Below are 14,717 nucleotides of genomic sequence, written 5' to 3'. Positions count from 1 at the left end.
AAATGTCCTTTGTGAAACTTACCGCTTCTGCGCTGGCAATTGCCGCCGTATCCGCAACTGCTGCTACAGCACGTGACCAAGTGCAAGTTGCCGGTTCGTCCACCGTTCTGCCGTACGCTTCTATCGTTGCAGAAGCATTCGGCGAAAACTTTGACTTCCCAACACCTGTTGTTGAGTCCGGTGGTTCTTCCGCTGGCCTGAAGCGCTTCTGCGAAGGCGTTGGCGAAAACACCATCGACGTTGCAAACGCATCGCGCGCCATCCGTGAAAAAGAAATCAAAGCTTGTGCCGAAGCTGGTGTTACAGACATCATCGAAGTTCGCATCGGTTATGATGGCATCGTTTTCGCGTCCGACATCGCTGGCAACAGCTTTGAATACACACCTTCTGACTGGTTCCTGGCTCTGTCCGACCAGATCGTAGTTGACGGCAAGCTGGTTGCGAACCCGAACAAAACTTGGGCTGACGTAAATGCCAAGTTCCCGGCGCAAGATCTGCAAGCCTTCATCCCAGGTACCAAGCACGGCACCCGTGAAGTTTTCGAAGACAAAGTGATCCTGGCTGGCTGTGAAGAAACAGGCGCTTTTGAAGCTCTGATGCACGCAAACGGTGACGACAAGAAAGCTGCTGAAAAAGCATGTATCTCTCTGCGCACCGACGGCGTTTCCGTTGACATCGACGGCGACTACACCGAGACCCTTGCACGCATCGAAAGCAACAAAGACGGCATCGGCGTCTTTGGTCTGGCCTTCTATGAGAACAACACCGACAAGCTGCAAGTTGCAACTATGGGCGGCATCGTTCCTTCCACCGAGTCCATCTCGACCGGTGAATACCCTGTATCCCGCCCGCTGTTCTTCTACGTGAAGAAGGCACACATCGGCGTGATCCCAGGTCTGAAAGACTATGCTGAGTTCTTCGTATCTGATGAAGTAGCCGGTCCTGACGGCCCACTGTCCGAGTACGGTCTGGTTGCTGATCCTGAGCTGGTTAAAACTCAAGAAGCTGTTTCTGCAGAAGCAGTTATGGGCGGCAACTCCTAATAGCTCCGCGCTAATGAGTATATGAGCCGGGGTGGGGTGACCTTCCCCGGCTTCCTATTTATAGACACGATCGAAACAGTTCGCCCTTTTCGAAACGGAGCACTTGATGCCTACTCTCTGGCTCGTCGTTTCCCTGCTTGTACTTTCCGCTGCCGGTTTTGTCTTCGGACGCCAACGCGCGATGTCCTCAGCCGAGGGAAATGCTAAAGAACTGCATTCGCTGCCGTCCTACTATGGACACAACGTTGCATTCACCACACTTCTTCCCGCCCTTGGGGCGCTCGCCATCTGGCTGCTTGTTCAGCCGATGTTCATCGAATCCCGTATCTCCCAGCTGATCCCAGAAGAGCTTGCACCTGATCGCCAAACGCTTGGCTTGGTCATGAGCGACGTTGGTCGGGTTGCCGAAGGGCTTGATGTTGCTATTGCCAAAGGGGCCCTATCAGCCGACGAAGCCAAATCGCTACGCACGGAACTAACAGACGTTCGCGCTCGCCTCGGCGAAGTGGGCGTTGCTTTGGGCGCTGATGTGCGCCCGGAAGTTCTGGAGGCCGCTCAACAGTATCGTGTTATGTCCAAAACCGGCAATGTGCTGATGGCAGTTTTTGTTGCTGTCCTGGCGCTTGGCGGGTTTTCGTGGTCTTACATGCAGACACACAAGGATTTCCGTGCGCGCAACGTAGTGGAAAAGGGCATTCTGTCGCTCCTGATCCTTGCAGCGTCTTTGGCGATCCTGACAACAATCGGCATCGTTTTGTCGATGTTCTTTGAGACGATCAATTTCTTCAAACTGCACAACGCCGCCGACTTCTTCTTTGGCAGAACTTGGGCGCCGAATTTCCGCGGTGACTCGGAGCTTTCGATCCTGCCACTATTGTGGGGCACGCTCTATGTCTCCGTCATCGCGCTGCTGGTTGCTGTGCCTGTTGGTCTGTTTGCTGCGGTTTACCTTTCGGAATATGCCAACAACACTGTGCGCGCCTTTGCCAAGCCGCTGTTGGAAATTCTCGCCGGCATCCCAACCATCGTTTACGGTCTGTTTGCACTGCTGACCGTTGGTCCGTTGCTGGTGGGTACATTCGGCAAAGGTGGTTTCCTTGGGGTTGAGTGGATGGCGGGTGCGACATCGGTTCTGACGGCCGGTGTTGTCATGGGCATCATGTTGATCCCATTTGTGTCTTCCTTGTCCGACGACATCATCAACGCGGTGCCACAGGCCATGCGCGATGGCTCGCTGGGACTGGGTGCGACCCGTTCGGAAACCATCCGACAAGTTGTGCTTCCCGCCGCTTTGCCGGGGATCGTGGGTGCGATACTTCTCGCAGCGTCGCGTGCAATTGGTGAAACCATGATTGTTGTGATGGGCGCAGGTGCTATTGCGAAGTTCTCGGGCAATCCGCTGGACAGCATGACCACAATCACCACTCGTATCGTGAGCCAGCTGACAGGTGACACTGACTTTGCCTCACCTGAAACCCTGGTGGCCTTTGCACTGGGCTTGTCGCTCTTTGTTCTGACACTGGGTCTGAACGTTCTCGCGCTTTATATCGTGCGCAAATACCGGGAGCAGTACGAATAATGTCGGATACATCCAAAACTTCCCTGCTGGCCTTGACGCCGCGCACCAAGCAGCGCAACGCCGCAGAAAAACGCTTCCGCGCCTACGGCATTGCTGCAATCGCTGTCGGTCTCATGATGTTGATGGTGCTTGTAACAAACATCTTCAGCCGTGGCACTGGTGCGTTTCAGCAAACCTTTATGACTGTGAATGTTGAGCTGCTGGAAAGCAAGCTGGACAAAAAAGGCAATCGCGATCTGGATGATATCAAGAAGGTCACCACCTTTGGATATAACCCGCTGATCCGTGACGCCGTGGTCGCCAAAGTCGAAGAGCTTGGCATTCAAACCGACCTCAAAGCCAAAGATCTGGGAGGTATCCTGTCGAGAAATGCGGTTGGCCAGCTGCGTGAATTCGTCATCGCAAACCCGGATCGGATCGGTGAAACGATAGAGTTCCGGTTCCTCGCACAAAGCCGCGTGGACGGATACCTGAAGGGTCGTGTGCACCGTGCAAGCATCGGCAACGACAAATCCATCTCTCCCGAGCAATTGGATCTGGTTGACCAGCTGGTGGATGCCGGTGTGATTGTAAAGACGTTCAACATCGACTTCATTACTGGCGCGGATGCATCGGACCAACGCCCCGAAGCTGCCGGTATCGGTGTCGCAATGCTTGGGTCCTTGTCCATGATGTTTGTGGTCCTCGGCCTGGCCCTGCCAATTGGGGTTGCGGCTTCGATCTATCTGGAAGAGTTCGCACCAAAGAACCGTCTGACCGATATCATCGAAGTGAATATCTCAAACCTCGCGGCGGTTCCGTCGATTGTGTTTGGTATTCTGGGTCTTGCGGTGTTTATCAACTATCTGCACCTGCCGACCTCTGCGCCACTTGTGGGTGGTCTGGTTCTGACGCTGATGACGCTTCCCACCATCATCATCTCAACCCGCGCAGCGCTCAAGGCGGTTCCACCGTCGATCCGCGATGCGGCTCTGGGTGTGGGTGCGTCCAAGATGCAGGCTGTGTTCCACCATGTTCTGCCTCTGGCGGCACCTGGGATCCTGACCGGTACTATCATTGGTCTGGCACAGGCACTGGGTGAAACCGCGCCGCTGCTGCTGATTGGCATGGTTGGCTTTATCGCGTCAAACGCGCCTGAGACCCTGGCCGATGGCCTTCTGGCCCCGAACTCTGCAATGCCTGCCCAGATCTACGAATGGGCCAAACGCGCCGACCCTGCGTTCTATGAACGTGCCTGGGGCGGTATCATTATCTTGCTCGTGTTCCTTGTCTCAATGAACACTCTCGCCGTCATCCTGCGTCGTCGCTTTGAGCGCCGCTGGTAACTGGAGGACACTGTTATGAACGACATGCAATTTACGGATAGAGCCGTGGACCAAAAAGAAACCAAAATCGCAGCCCATGGTGTAAACGTCCACTACGGTGAAGCACATGCCATCAAGGACGTAAACGTCGAAATCGAAGACAAAACAGTGACCGCGTTCATTGGCCCGTCGGGGTGTGGCAAGTCCACATTCCTGCGCTGTCTGAACCGGATGAACGACACGATCGATATCTGTAATGTCACCGGCAACATCCTGCTGGACGGCGAAGATATCTATGACAAACGAGTCGATCCAGTGCAGCTGCGCGCCAAAGTGGGTATGGTGTTCCAAAAGCCAAACCCATTCCCCAAAACGATCTATGACAACGTGGCCTATGGCCCGCGTATCCACGGTCTGGCCAAGAACAAAGCCGACATGGATGAGATTGTCGAAAAAGCGCTGCGTCGCGGTGCGATCTGGGACGAGGTCAAAGACCGTTTGGACAAGCCTGGCACAGGTCTGTCCGGTGGTCAGCAACAGCGTCTGTGTATCGCACGCGCCGTCGCAACCGAGCCGGAAGTTCTGTTGATGGATGAGCCATGCTCAGCCCTTGATCCGATTGCAACCGCACAGGTCGAAGAGCTGATCGACGAGCTGCGCACACAGTATTCGGTTGTCATCGTTACCCACTCAATGCAGCAGGCCGCACGTGTGAGCCAGAAAACTGCATTCTTCCACCTCGGCACGCTGGTTGAGTTCGGTCACACCGGACAGATCTTTACCAACCCAGAAGATCCGCGCACCGAGAGCTATATTACTGGTCGTATCGGTTAAAGTTAGGACACGAAATGGAAGAACAACACATTGCTTCGGCCTTTGACCGGGACCTAGAAGCCATGCAAGCCCAGATCATGAAAATGGGCGGGCTGGTTGAAGCTGCGATCATGGAAGCTGCGGGTGCCCTGGAATCCCGTGACGAAGAACTGGCGAAAAAGGTTCAGGAAAACGATGTCGCCATCGATGGTCTGGAAGAGATCATCGATGCCGAAGCCGCACGTGTCATCGCACTGCGCTCGCCAACCGCAAGCGATCTGCGGTTGATCCTGTCGGTGATGAAAATCGCCTCAAACCTGGAGCGCATTGGCGATTACGCAAAAAACATCGCCAAACGCACCCATGTTCTGGCCCAGACGGGTCACGTGCTCGACAGTGGTCCGGCGTTGCGCCGGATGGCACGCGAAGTTGAACTGATGCTCAAAGACGCGCTGGATGCACATGTGCAGCGTGACGCCGAGCTGGCGCGTGACGTCATCAACCGCGACCTGGGCGTTGACCAGATGTACAACGCGATGTTCCGTGAATTCCTGACTTATATGATGGAAAACGCGCAAAACATCACGCCCTGCATGCATCTGCATTTCATCGCCAAGAACATCGAACGCATGGGCGACCACGTCACGGCGATTGCCGAACAGGTTGTCTATGTTGTCGCCGGTGAAAAACCCACTGACGAACGGGTCAAGGGGGACACCACCTCTTCACCGCAGGAGGCATAGGTCATGTCAGCCGATCAGCCTACTGTTCTGGTCGTCGAAGACGAGCTCGCCCAGCGTGAGGTCCTTGCATACAACCTAGAAGCCGATGGCTTCCGGGTGATCAAGGCGGAAAACGGCGAAGAAGCGCTGCTGGTCGTCGACGAAGACACCCCGGACATCATTGTGCTCGACTGGATGATGCCCAACCTCAGCGGCATCGAAGTCTGCCGACGGCTCAAAACCCGTCCCGACACACGGTCCATTCCCATCATCATGTTGTCTGCCCGTTCTGAGGAAGTCGACAAGGTGCGCGGGTTGGAGACAGGCGCTGACGACTACGTTGTCAAACCCTATTCCGTGATCGAATTGATGGCACGTGTACGCACCCAACTGCGTCGCGTCCGGCCCGCTACGGTTGGCATGCGCCTAGAGTTTGAGGACATTATCCTGGATTCCGAGACCCACAAGGTCAGCCGCAGTGAACAACAATTGAAACTGGGCCCGACCGAGTTTCGCTTGCTGTCGACGTTCATGGAAAAACCAGGCCGCGTTTGGAGCCGTGAACAATTGCTGGACCGGGTTTGGGGGCGCGATATCTACGTCGATACACGCACTGTGGACGTCCATATCGGCCGTCTTCGCAAAGCCTTGACCCAACATGGCGGTGCTGACCCCGTGCGCACGGTGCGCGGTGCCGGCTACGCCTTGGGCTAAAACACAACCGTTGCCACGTCTCAACGGGGCAACGGATCCTCTGCTTGCGCTTGTGGTGCCAGCCAGTCGCGAAATTTGACCAACCCGGCATTGCGGATACGTCCGCGGACCCAGACCAGGTAATAGCCACCGCCTGTTTCAATCGCCCGGTCATAAAGCGCCACCAATTTCCCCGTGGCGAGATCCTGTTCCACCAGATAATCCGGCATCAATGCAACGCCCAGCCCATGTTGCGCGGCTTGGTTGATGGTCGCAAATTGATCATAGGTCGCGCCTTCCAATTGCCCCTCGGTTTGGACGTCAACCGCGCTGAACCACTCAGCCCAAGCCGTTGGACGGGTCTGAATGTGGAGGAGGGGGCACGCCAACATGTCTTTGGGCCCTGCAATCCGGCGACTGGCTTGAAATTCCGGAGAACAGACCGGGATGAGCTGTTCGTGTTTCAACAGCATCGCCTCCGTCTCGGGCCAATCCTGTGGTTTTCCATAATGTATGGCTGCATCAAACCCTTCGCCCGTCAAAGAAAACGGTCGCAAGCGCGTGGCCATGTTGACGGTCACATCGGGATGAAGACGCGAGAAATCCGGCAAACGCGGCATCAGCCAACGCATTCCAAACGCAGGCAAAATCGCGAGGTGGAGCGTTCCGGCTATGGGTTCCTGTTGAACCCGCAGGCTGGCCTGGGCAATGGTGTTCAGCGCCAGACGAATTTCACTGGCGTATTCCACCGCATTTTCTGTCAGCGCCAGCTGCTTGTGACTGCGGTCAGCCAGCTCCACCCCCAATTGCGCCTCAAGCGATTGCAACTGTCGACTGACCGCGCCTTGGGTCAAATCCAAATCCAAATCCATTGCCGCCGCCGACGCGCTGCCGTGCCGATCAAGCGCCTCTAGCGCGCGCAAGGAAGAGATAGATGGGAAAAATCGTCGTGGAGCCACCATGTATTCCATGTACTCATAAATATACGCCAAAGTCTCGTTTTTCTTTACCCTTGAACATCGATATGCTGTCTGAGACTTCCATTTCATTCCGGAACATTGCCATGCTCGACACCAAACCACCCCTGCGCGCCAAAGATGCCCCTGACCTGGGCCGATTTTCATGGGACGACCCTTTCCGCCTTGCGGATCAGTTGACCGAAGATGAACGCATGGTAGCCGCCTCGGCCCAAGCCTATGCCCAAGAAAAACTGGCACCGCGCGTTCTTGATGCTTACGAGAACGAAAACACCGACCCGGCTATTTTTGCGGAAATGGGCGAAATGGGCCTGTTGGGCACAACCTTGCCCGAAGAATATGGCGGGCTGGGTGCTGGCTATGTCACCTACGGCCTTGTCGCACGCGAGGTTGAGCGGGTGGATTCAGGCTATCGTTCCATGATGTCGGTCCAAAGCTCGCTGGTGATCTACCCGATCTACGCCTATGGCAGCGAAGAGCAGCGCCAAAAATATCTGCCGAAATTGGCCAGCGGCGAATGGATCGGCTGTTTTGGCCTGACAGAGCCGGATGCAGGATCGGACCCCGCCTCGATGAAAACCCGCGCCGAGAAGATCGACGGCGGCTATCGGTTGATCGGGTCAAAAATGTGGATTTCCAACGCGCCGATTGCTGATGTTTTTGTGGTTTGGGCGAAATCCGATGCCCACGGCGGCAAGATCCGCGGGTTTGTTCTGGACAAAGGCACCAAAGGCTTAAGCGCGCCAAAAATCGTCAACAAAGCCTCGCTGCGCGCCTCCATCACCGGCGAAATCGTATTGGACAATGTCGAAGTTGGCGAAGACGCGTTGCTGCCACATGTAGAAGGGCTCAAAGGGCCGTTTGGCTGTTTGAACCGCGCGCGATACGGCATTGCCTGGGGCACAATGGGTGCGGCTGAGTTCTGCTGGCATGCGGCGCGTCAATATGGTCTGGACCGTGTTCAATTTGGCCGCCCCTTGGCGAACACTCAGATTTTCCAGCTAAAACTGGCAAATATGCAGACCGAAGTTGCCCTGGGATTACAAGCCGCCCTGCGGGTCGGCCGTTTGATGGATGACGCAAATGCAGCACCGGAAATGATCTCGGTGATCAAGCGTAACAATTGCGGCAAGGCTTTGGACATCGCACGTATGTCCCGCGACATGCATGGCGGCAACGGCATCAGCCTAGAATTCGGCGTGATCCGCCATATGGTCAACCTCGAGACTGTGAACACCTACGAAGGCACTCATGACGTGCATGCTTTGATTTTGGGACGGTCCCAAACGGGTTTGCAGGCCTTCTACTAAGCATTTTGCAATGCAGATGTGCAAAACCCTCTTTGCATATCTGCATTATTTAACACATTCTCGAGCGTTGCACAAAGTTCTACTGCGCGGAAATCCTTAACCGGCCGCTCCGTACAGCCAAATTCGCAAAGCGGATACTGTGAAACTGCAAAGAGTGCCTTATTTTGCAATTTAGCTTTGCACGCCAGCTATTTCCGTCGTCAAATCGTGCAAATACACAAAGGCCGCAAACGCGAAATCACACCACCTTTGGACCCGCTTCCGGGCTTCTGCGCTAAGCCTCCAACAAATCCCGTGTCATCGCCACGTCATTCATCAAAAACTGCAAACTAACTGGGGCAAACTATCGCAATGTACTTCAAAAACGCAAACCTGTGCGACAACGCAAATTCGCTTCAAGGTGCAGACAAACAATCTTAAAGACTGGTTACACGCTAGGGCGTTTAGGAACAACTTTGATGAGATTTATGGTTAACATATATGCATCAATAGTGATGCCATTACCCGCGATCCAGGCTCGCTTTGCACACATGTCCAATTAACAAGGGATTACCCCAAGAGTAACGCTTTAGCTTGATAAGCTGGAGCAGCGAATTGTCAAACTTCTCCTTCACGTGTTGGAAAACAGCAGCCAGTTCGCCCCAACGGCTTGAAGAGCTGCCTTAGTCATCAGCATTGATCACACGGCACATTCGAGAGACGGGCCCACTTACGGTGAACAGGGCCATTTACGGTGCAGATGGCATTGAAGAAGCAACTTGCATTTCGCGCACCCATTGCCTGCGGCCAAGTGACCAGTTTGCTCTCAACAGGGTTGAGGCTGCAAGGATGCCCCAGCTCTACCTTCATGGATCCGCGCTGGGGGCATTCTGGAGTTCCCCCAAACACCATGGAGCTAGTAACCGAATTCAGTATAGCCGTCTCAGAAAGCACCCATTGAACGTCATACCTGTTGAGTGGAAATCATTTACCCCGCTACAAAAGGGCCCGAGTTCGTCAGTGCCAATCAAAGGGCTTTGTAGAAATCATATACTGGACATGAAAATGGCGGAGAGACAGGGATTCGAACCCTGGGTCCCCGTAAAGGGACAACGGTTTTCGAGACCGCCCCGTTCGACCACTCCGGCACCTCTCCGCGCTTGAGTGATTGGTGGGGCGTTTAAAGGGCATGTGCACAGCGTGCAAGCGGAAAATCAAACTTTTTGGAGGAGTCTGCATTTTTCCTTGTCCGGTGTGATCTTTGGCTTAAGCTCTTGTTCATGACCCTAAAAAAATTCATTCTCCGCCCTCTAATTTTACTGGTCTCCGTCCTGGTTTTGACCATGAACGCGACCATCACCTCTGCTGCGGACCGCGATCGTATTGCGACTTTTCTGAATGTCACCGGTTTTGACGTGGCTTTGGACAGTATTGCGCTTTCGGCAGAAAACGCGCCCGGCATTATTGGCCTTGATCCGCGCGACTTTGGACCCGCCTGGGACACGATCGCCGAGGACATCTTTGCCCTTGGTTCGATGCGCAGCGAAGCGCTTGATTTTCTGGAGCAAACGCTCACCGATGATGTTTTGACCCATGCCGAGGGCTTTTATGCAACCGAGCTGGGGCAACGGCTGGTCAAAGCTGAAAATGCATCCCACCTTGTTGCTGATGGTGAAACCAAACATATTGCTGGTGAACGGATCATTTCCGACCTGGTTCAGCAGGGCGATAAACGCGTCGAGGTCCTGAAACGGATGGGACGCGCCGTGGAAGCTGGCGAGAACTCAGTCAAAGCGATCCAGGAAGTGCAGTTCCGCTTCATTATGGCCGCGGTCGCCGCTGGCATGGTTGAACTGCAGCTGGACCCCGCGGACTTGAAGGAACGGTTGGAAGCACAGGAAGGTGAAATGCGGCTAAGTATTCAGACCAGCGGGCTGACCTCGTCCGCCTATGCCTATCAAGATTTCACCAACGCAGAGCTTGAGACCTATTCCGACGCGCTGGAAACGCCCGAGATGCAGAAAGTCTATCAGTTGCTGAACGCGATCCAGTTTGAAATCACCGCGTCCCGCTATGAAGCGCTGGCGCATCGGCTTGCAAAAATTGGTCCGAGTGAAGATATCTGAACGCAGGCGCGAACTCACAGTTGACAAACACCGCCTTTGACTGCAAAAGGCCGCATCCCGGCACGGATTATGTCTGCGCCGGGATTATTCTGTCATACGCCCCGCAAGGGGGCGCGCTGTTCGAGGTGGACGCCAACGGGCATCCAAAAACACCCTAACGGGGACCGTAGGACGCGGGTAACAAAAGGAAAACGCAATGTTCGCGGTCCTCAAGACCGGCGGCAAGCAGTACAAAGTACAGGCGGGTGATCTCCTGCGTGTCGAAAAACTGGCTGCTGACGCTGGCGAAACTGTTCAATTCAACGACATCCTGATGCTGGGCGGTGACGCACCGGTTGTTGGTGCACCTCTGGTTGACGGCGCTGCCGTACAAGCGGAAGTGATCGACCAGGTCAAAGGCGACAAGGTTATCAACTTTGTCAAACGTCGTCGTAAACACAGCTCCAAACGCACCAAAGGTCACCGTCAAAAGCTGACCCTGGTCAAGATCACTGAGATCCTGGCGTCTGGCGCAGATAAATCCGGTATCAAAACTGCTACTGGCAAGGGCGAAACCTCCGCTGCAACGGCCGCTCCGGCTGCTGCCGCAGGTGACGCAGACGATCTGACCAAGCTGACAGGCGTTGGTCCCGCAGCTGCCAAGAAATTGGTAGAAGCAGGCCTGAGCACCTTCGCACAGATCGCAGCCTTGTCCGAAGACGCAATTGCTGCTATCGACACCATCAAAGTGAAGCCCGAATGGGTGGAACAGGCCAAAGAGCTGGCCTAAGGCTAAGGAGAGACACTTATGGCACATAAGAAAGCTGGCGGTTCATCCCGTAACGGTCGCGACTCTGCCGGTCGTCGTCTTGGCGTAAAACTTTTTGGTGGCCAGGCTGCAATCGCAGGCAACATCATCGTGCGTCAGCGCGGCACCAGATTTTGGCCGGGCGAAGGCGTTGGCATGGGCAAAGATCACACAATCTTTGCTACTGTCGAAGGCGCAGTGAGCTTCCAAAAAGGCCTTAAAGGCCGCACTTTCATTTCGGTTCTCCCGGTGGCGGAGGCCGCTGAGTAAGCCGAAGCCTGAAAGCTTAGTAAAAAATTCAGGGGGATCGGCTATTAAGCCGGTCCCTTTTTCGTTTTGACGTTGCGTACATGTTTGAGTTACGAAGTAACAATGAAATTCCCCCTATGGGAGAGAGACGCGACTGCCGGCGGTTTCCGGCAGATGTGTTGGGGATGACCATTGCGCGACCACGGGTCGCTTCCTATCTCGATCATATGTCCAAGCGGTGCACATCTTGCCATCGCGCCACGAAAAATGCGTTCACAGGAGGAGCGTAGATATGAGTTTGGATCAAATCGTTGCACAGCCCACGATCGAGACAACACGTTTCGAATTGCGTCCCGTTCGTAAATCCGACGCGGGGTTGATTTCGCATTATGCGGCGGATGAACGTGTGTCGCGCATGACAAGCTCGATCCCGCATCCTTTGCCACCGGGGGCGACCGAAGCCTATGTGGAACGCGCCATGCAAGCCGAGCAGAATGAATTTGTCTGGGCAATTGATGGCACGCGGGATGGCGGAGCCGAACTGATGGGGATGATCTCCCTCAAACGGATGGATCGCAGCCAGTCCGAGGTTGGGTTCTGGATTGCGCCGACGTTTTGGAACACGGGCGTCGCCTCTGAAGCACTGCAATCCTTGATCGATGCAAACCCGTTTGACGATGGCGCGCTGTTTGCAACCGCCTTTCAGGACAATCCGGCCTCGGCGCGGGTGTTGACCCATTGCGGGTTTGAATACCTGGGCGACGCCGAGACATTCTCGGTTGCGCGCGACGCAAATGTCCCGACATGGACCTACAGCCGAAAACTGTGATTGGCCCTCGGGTCACTTTACGTTAAAGCAGGCAAAACCTAACCCAAGGGCAAAAGGCACCGGTCTTTTGCCCATTACGACGTTTTCGCGCCCGCATGTTTGGGCGCATAGGAGCTGACATGAAATTCCTCGACCTCACAAAGGTTTACATACGATCTGGCGGCGGTGGGAACGGCTGTGTGAGCTTTCGGCGTGAAAAGTTCATGGAATACGGCGGTCCTGACGGCGGCGATGGCGGCAAGGGCGGCACAGTTTTTGCCGAAACCGTTGACGGTCTGAACACCCTGATCGATTTCCGCTACCAGCAGCACTTCTTTGCCCAGAACGGCCAGTCTGGCATGGGGCGTCAACGCACGGGCCGGGACGGCGAAGATATTATTCTGCGCGTGCCAGTTGGCACCGAAATCCTCGACGAGGATCAGGAAACCGTTTTGGCCGATATGACGGAGTTGGGTGAAAAAGTCCTGCTCGCCAAGGGCGGCAACGGCGGCTTTGGCAACCTTCACTTCAAATCAGCCACTAACCAGGCACCGCGTCGTGCGAATTCCGGGCAAGAAGGCATCGACCGCACCATCTGGCTGCGGCTGAAACTGATTGCGGACGCCGGGCTTCTGGGTCTGCCCAATGCGGGTAAATCGACGTTCCTGGCGGCGACATCCAATGCGCGTCCCAAAATCGCCGATTATCCGTTCACCACGCTGCACCCGAACCTTGGCGTTGTGGGTGTCGACAATGCGGAATTTGTCATGGCCGATATTCCTGGCCTGATCGAAGGCGCCCATGAAGGGCGCGGCCTTGGCGATCTGTTCCTTGGTCACGTTGAGCGTTGCTCGGTCCTGTTGCACCTCATTGACGGCACGTCAGAGACCATTGCCGAGGATTACCGTACCATTATCAACGAGTTGGAAGCTTATGGCGGCGAACTCGGAGGCAAGCCACGCATCACCGCGTTGAACAAGATCGACGCTTTGGACGATGAAGAACGCGCCGAGGCGCAAGCCACGCTCGAGGCTGAGGTTGGTGGCCCGGTCATGACAATGTCCGGTGTCAGTCGCGAAGGTCTGAATGAGGTTCTGCGCGCCGTGCGCGGTGAGATCAACGACGACCGCATCCGCCAAAAACCTGTTGAGGAACCCAAGCCGTGGCAACCCTGACCACAGCCAACCGGGTTGTGGTCAAAATCGGCTCGGCTCTTTTGGTCGACCGCGCAACTGGAAAGCTGAAATCTGACTGGTTAAAATCGCTGGCCGATGACGTCGCCTGGCTTAAAGGGCAGGGGAAGGACGTGATCCTTGTGTCCTCGGGCTCGATTGCGCTGGGGCGTGGGGTCCTGGGCCTGCCAGCGGCTGATCTTGCATTGGAACAGTCGCAAGCTGCTGCTGCCGTTGGACAAATCCAACTGGCGCGCGCTTATGAAGAGGCGTTGACACCGCATCAGATCACTACCGCGCAGGTTTTGGTGACGCTCGAGGACAGTGCAAACCGTCGTCGTTACCTCAATTCCCGTTCGACTCTGCGCACCTTGTTGCGCATGGGGGTCGTGCCCATTGTGAATGAGAACGACACGATCGCCACGGATGAGATCCGCTATGGTGACAACGACCGCCTTGGTGCGCAGGTTGCCGTGACCGTTGGGGCCGATTGTCTGGTGCTGTTGTCGGATGTCGATGGGTTTTACAGCGCCAACCCCGGCATTGATCCCACCGCAAAACGGTTTGAGACCATCACCGAAATCACGCCGGAGATTGAGGCAATGGCCGGTGAGGGCATCTCTGGCCTGTCAAAGGGCGGTATGATCACCAAATTGCTGGCGGCGAAAATGGCCACAGCAGAGGGTTGCGCCATGGTGATTTCGGAAGGGTCCGCTATGAACCCGCTGAAATCATTGGAAAACGGTGCCAATTGCACTTGGTTCACCGCTGATGGTGACCCGCATACGGCGCGCAAACGCTGGATTGCGACGATGAAACCCCAGGGTGAAATCACCGTGGATGATGGTGCCGTGCGCGCCCTGAACTCTGGGAAAAGCCTGCTGCCTGCAGGCGTGCGTCATGTGGAGGGTGACTTTGGTCGCGGGGAACCGCTGGCCATCCGCGGCCCGGACGGGCGTAAATTGGGACAGGGTTTGGCGCGCTACACCGCAGCCGAGGCGAAAGCGATCCAGGGTAGAAAATCTGCTGAGATCGAAGACATCTTGGGCTATGCTGCCCGCGCGGCTCTGATCCACCGTGATGATATGGCGCTTTGAGGGGGAGAACACCTCGCGCCCATTTCCGAATTTTCGCCAGAGCCCCTCTGGCATGCCA

14 protein-coding genes and 1 tRNA gene are annotated in these 14,717 nt (G+C 55.5%); 13 read left to right on the top strand and 2 right to left on the bottom strand.

Going from position 1 to position 14,717, the window contains the following annotated elements; all coding sequences use genetic code 11:
- Positions 1-2: 2 nt before the first annotated feature.
- The 6 genes from KMP13_RS11205 (at position 3) to phoB (ending at position 6,175) form a co-directional block, all read left to right on the top strand.
- Complete coding sequence (locus KMP13_RS11205) at positions 3-1,043, top strand: substrate-binding domain-containing protein (protein WP_215265945.1); 1,041 nt, start codon at positions 3-5, stop codon at positions 1,041-1,043.
- Between the two features lie 106 nt (positions 1,044-1,149).
- A complete protein-coding gene (gene pstC / locus KMP13_RS11200) occupies positions 1,150-2,622 on the top strand; it encodes a phosphate ABC transporter permease subunit PstC (protein WP_215265944.1) in 1,473 nt (490 codons plus the stop codon).
- Entirely contained in the window at positions 2,622-3,947 is a 1,326-nt protein-coding gene (gene pstA, locus KMP13_RS11195) for a phosphate ABC transporter permease PstA (RefSeq protein WP_215265943.1), read from the top strand. Before pstC ends, pstA begins: the two co-directional genes overlap by 1 nt.
- A gap of 15 nt (positions 3,948-3,962) precedes the next feature.
- Positions 3,963-4,760, top strand: coding sequence for a phosphate ABC transporter ATP-binding protein PstB (pstB, locus tag KMP13_RS11190; RefSeq protein ID WP_215265942.1), 798 nt, complete (start codon positions 3,963-3,965; stop codon positions 4,758-4,760).
- Between the two features lie 14 nt (positions 4,761-4,774).
- Positions 4,775-5,482 (top strand): phosphate signaling complex protein PhoU, encoded by a 708-nt coding sequence (gene phoU / locus KMP13_RS11185; protein WP_215265941.1) that lies wholly within the window; start codon positions 4,775-4,777, stop codon positions 5,480-5,482.
- Between the two features lie 3 nt (positions 5,483-5,485).
- Positions 5,486-6,175 (top strand): phosphate regulon transcriptional regulator PhoB, encoded by a 690-nt coding sequence (phoB, locus tag KMP13_RS11180; protein WP_215265940.1) that lies wholly within the window; start codon positions 5,486-5,488, stop codon positions 6,173-6,175.
- A gap of 20 nt (positions 6,176-6,195) precedes the next feature.
- On the opposite strand, the gene KMP13_RS11175 is transcribed toward phoB, so the two are convergent.
- Complete coding sequence (locus tag KMP13_RS11175) at positions 6,196-7,116, bottom strand: LysR family transcriptional regulator (RefSeq protein ID WP_215265964.1); 921 nt, start codon at positions 7,114-7,116, stop codon at positions 6,196-6,198.
- Between the two features lie 101 nt (positions 7,117-7,217).
- On the opposite strand from KMP13_RS11175, the gene KMP13_RS11170 reads away from it, so the two are divergent.
- Positions 7,218-8,441 carry an acyl-CoA dehydrogenase gene (locus tag KMP13_RS11170; protein ID WP_215265939.1) on the top strand — a complete coding sequence of 408 codons (1,224 nt, stop codon included), beginning with the start codon at positions 7,218-7,220 and terminating at the stop codon, positions 8,439-8,441.
- A gap of 1,045 nt (positions 8,442-9,486) precedes the next feature.
- Here KMP13_RS11170 and KMP13_RS11165 read toward each other — a convergent pair.
- A tRNA-Ser gene (locus tag KMP13_RS11165) sits at positions 9,487-9,576 on the bottom strand.
- Between the two features lie 187 nt (positions 9,577-9,763).
- Here KMP13_RS11165 and KMP13_RS11160 point away from each other — a divergent pair.
- The 6 genes from KMP13_RS11160 to proB all read left to right on the top strand — a co-directional run bounded on the left by KMP13_RS11160 (position 9,764) and on the right by proB (position 14,659).
- The gene (locus KMP13_RS11160) at positions 9,764-10,546 is read left to right on the top strand and encodes a DUF2059 domain-containing protein (RefSeq protein WP_215265938.1); all 783 of its coding nucleotides are present in this window, start codon (positions 9,764-9,766) and stop codon (positions 10,544-10,546) included.
- A gap of 196 nt (positions 10,547-10,742) precedes the next feature.
- Positions 10,743-11,315 (top strand): 50S ribosomal protein L21, encoded by a 573-nt coding sequence (locus KMP13_RS11155; RefSeq protein ID WP_215265937.1) that lies wholly within the window; start codon positions 10,743-10,745, stop codon positions 11,313-11,315.
- Positions 11,316-11,333: 18 nt separating this feature from the next.
- On the top strand, positions 11,334-11,603 hold the full coding sequence (gene rpmA / locus KMP13_RS11150) for a 50S ribosomal protein L27 (protein ID WP_215265936.1): 270 nt from the start codon (positions 11,334-11,336) through the stop codon (positions 11,601-11,603).
- Between the two features lie 271 nt (positions 11,604-11,874).
- Positions 11,875-12,411, top strand: a complete 537-nt coding sequence (locus KMP13_RS11145; RefSeq protein ID WP_215265935.1) for a GNAT family N-acetyltransferase — start codon at positions 11,875-11,877, stop codon at positions 12,409-12,411.
- Between the two features lie 119 nt (positions 12,412-12,530).
- On the top strand, positions 12,531-13,565 hold the full coding sequence (obgE, locus tag KMP13_RS11140; RefSeq protein WP_215265934.1) for a GTPase ObgE: 1,035 nt from the start codon (positions 12,531-12,533) through the stop codon (positions 13,563-13,565).
- On the top strand, positions 13,553-14,659 hold the full coding sequence (gene proB, locus KMP13_RS11135) for a glutamate 5-kinase (RefSeq protein ID WP_215265933.1): 1,107 nt from the start codon (positions 13,553-13,555) through the stop codon (positions 14,657-14,659). Before obgE ends, proB begins: the two co-directional genes overlap by 13 nt.
- Positions 14,660-14,717 lie beyond the last annotated feature (58 nt).

Origin of the sequence: Epibacterium ulvae (assembly GCF_018678075.1) — a bacterium.
In the GTDB taxonomy this organism is placed as follows: domain Bacteria; phylum Pseudomonadota; class Alphaproteobacteria; order Rhodobacterales; family Rhodobacteraceae; genus Epibacterium; species Epibacterium ulvae_A.
Note: the sequence above shows the minus strand (reverse complement) of the source record. Positions and strands in the feature narration are given on the sequence as shown.

Coding starts and splice junctions, on each gene's coding strand:
- KMP13_RS11205 (WP_215265945.1), top strand. CDS start 3: ATGTCCTTTGTGAAACTTACCGCTTCTGCGCTGGCAATTGCCGCCGTA.
- pstC (WP_215265944.1), top strand. CDS start 1,150: ATGCCTACTCTCTGGCTCGTCGTTTCCCTGCTTGTACTTTCCGCTGCC.
- pstA (WP_215265943.1), top strand. CDS start 2,622: ATGTCGGATACATCCAAAACTTCCCTGCTGGCCTTGACGCCGCGCACC.
- pstB (WP_215265942.1), top strand. CDS start 3,963: ATGAACGACATGCAATTTACGGATAGAGCCGTGGACCAAAAAGAAACC.
- phoU (WP_215265941.1), top strand. CDS start 4,775: ATGGAAGAACAACACATTGCTTCGGCCTTTGACCGGGACCTAGAAGCC.
- phoB (WP_215265940.1), top strand. CDS start 5,486: ATGTCAGCCGATCAGCCTACTGTTCTGGTCGTCGAAGACGAGCTCGCC.
- KMP13_RS11175 (WP_215265964.1), bottom strand. CDS start 7,116: ATGGTGGCTCCACGACGATTTTTCCCATCTATCTCTTCCTTGCGCGCG.
- KMP13_RS11170 (WP_215265939.1), top strand. CDS start 7,218: ATGCTCGACACCAAACCACCCCTGCGCGCCAAAGATGCCCCTGACCTG.
- KMP13_RS11160 (WP_215265938.1), top strand. CDS start 9,764: ATGAACGCGACCATCACCTCTGCTGCGGACCGCGATCGTATTGCGACT.
- KMP13_RS11155 (WP_215265937.1), top strand. CDS start 10,743: ATGTTCGCGGTCCTCAAGACCGGCGGCAAGCAGTACAAAGTACAGGCG.
- rpmA (WP_215265936.1), top strand. CDS start 11,334: ATGGCACATAAGAAAGCTGGCGGTTCATCCCGTAACGGTCGCGACTCT.
- KMP13_RS11145 (WP_215265935.1), top strand. CDS start 11,875: ATGAGTTTGGATCAAATCGTTGCACAGCCCACGATCGAGACAACACGT.
- obgE (WP_215265934.1), top strand. CDS start 12,531: ATGAAATTCCTCGACCTCACAAAGGTTTACATACGATCTGGCGGCGGT.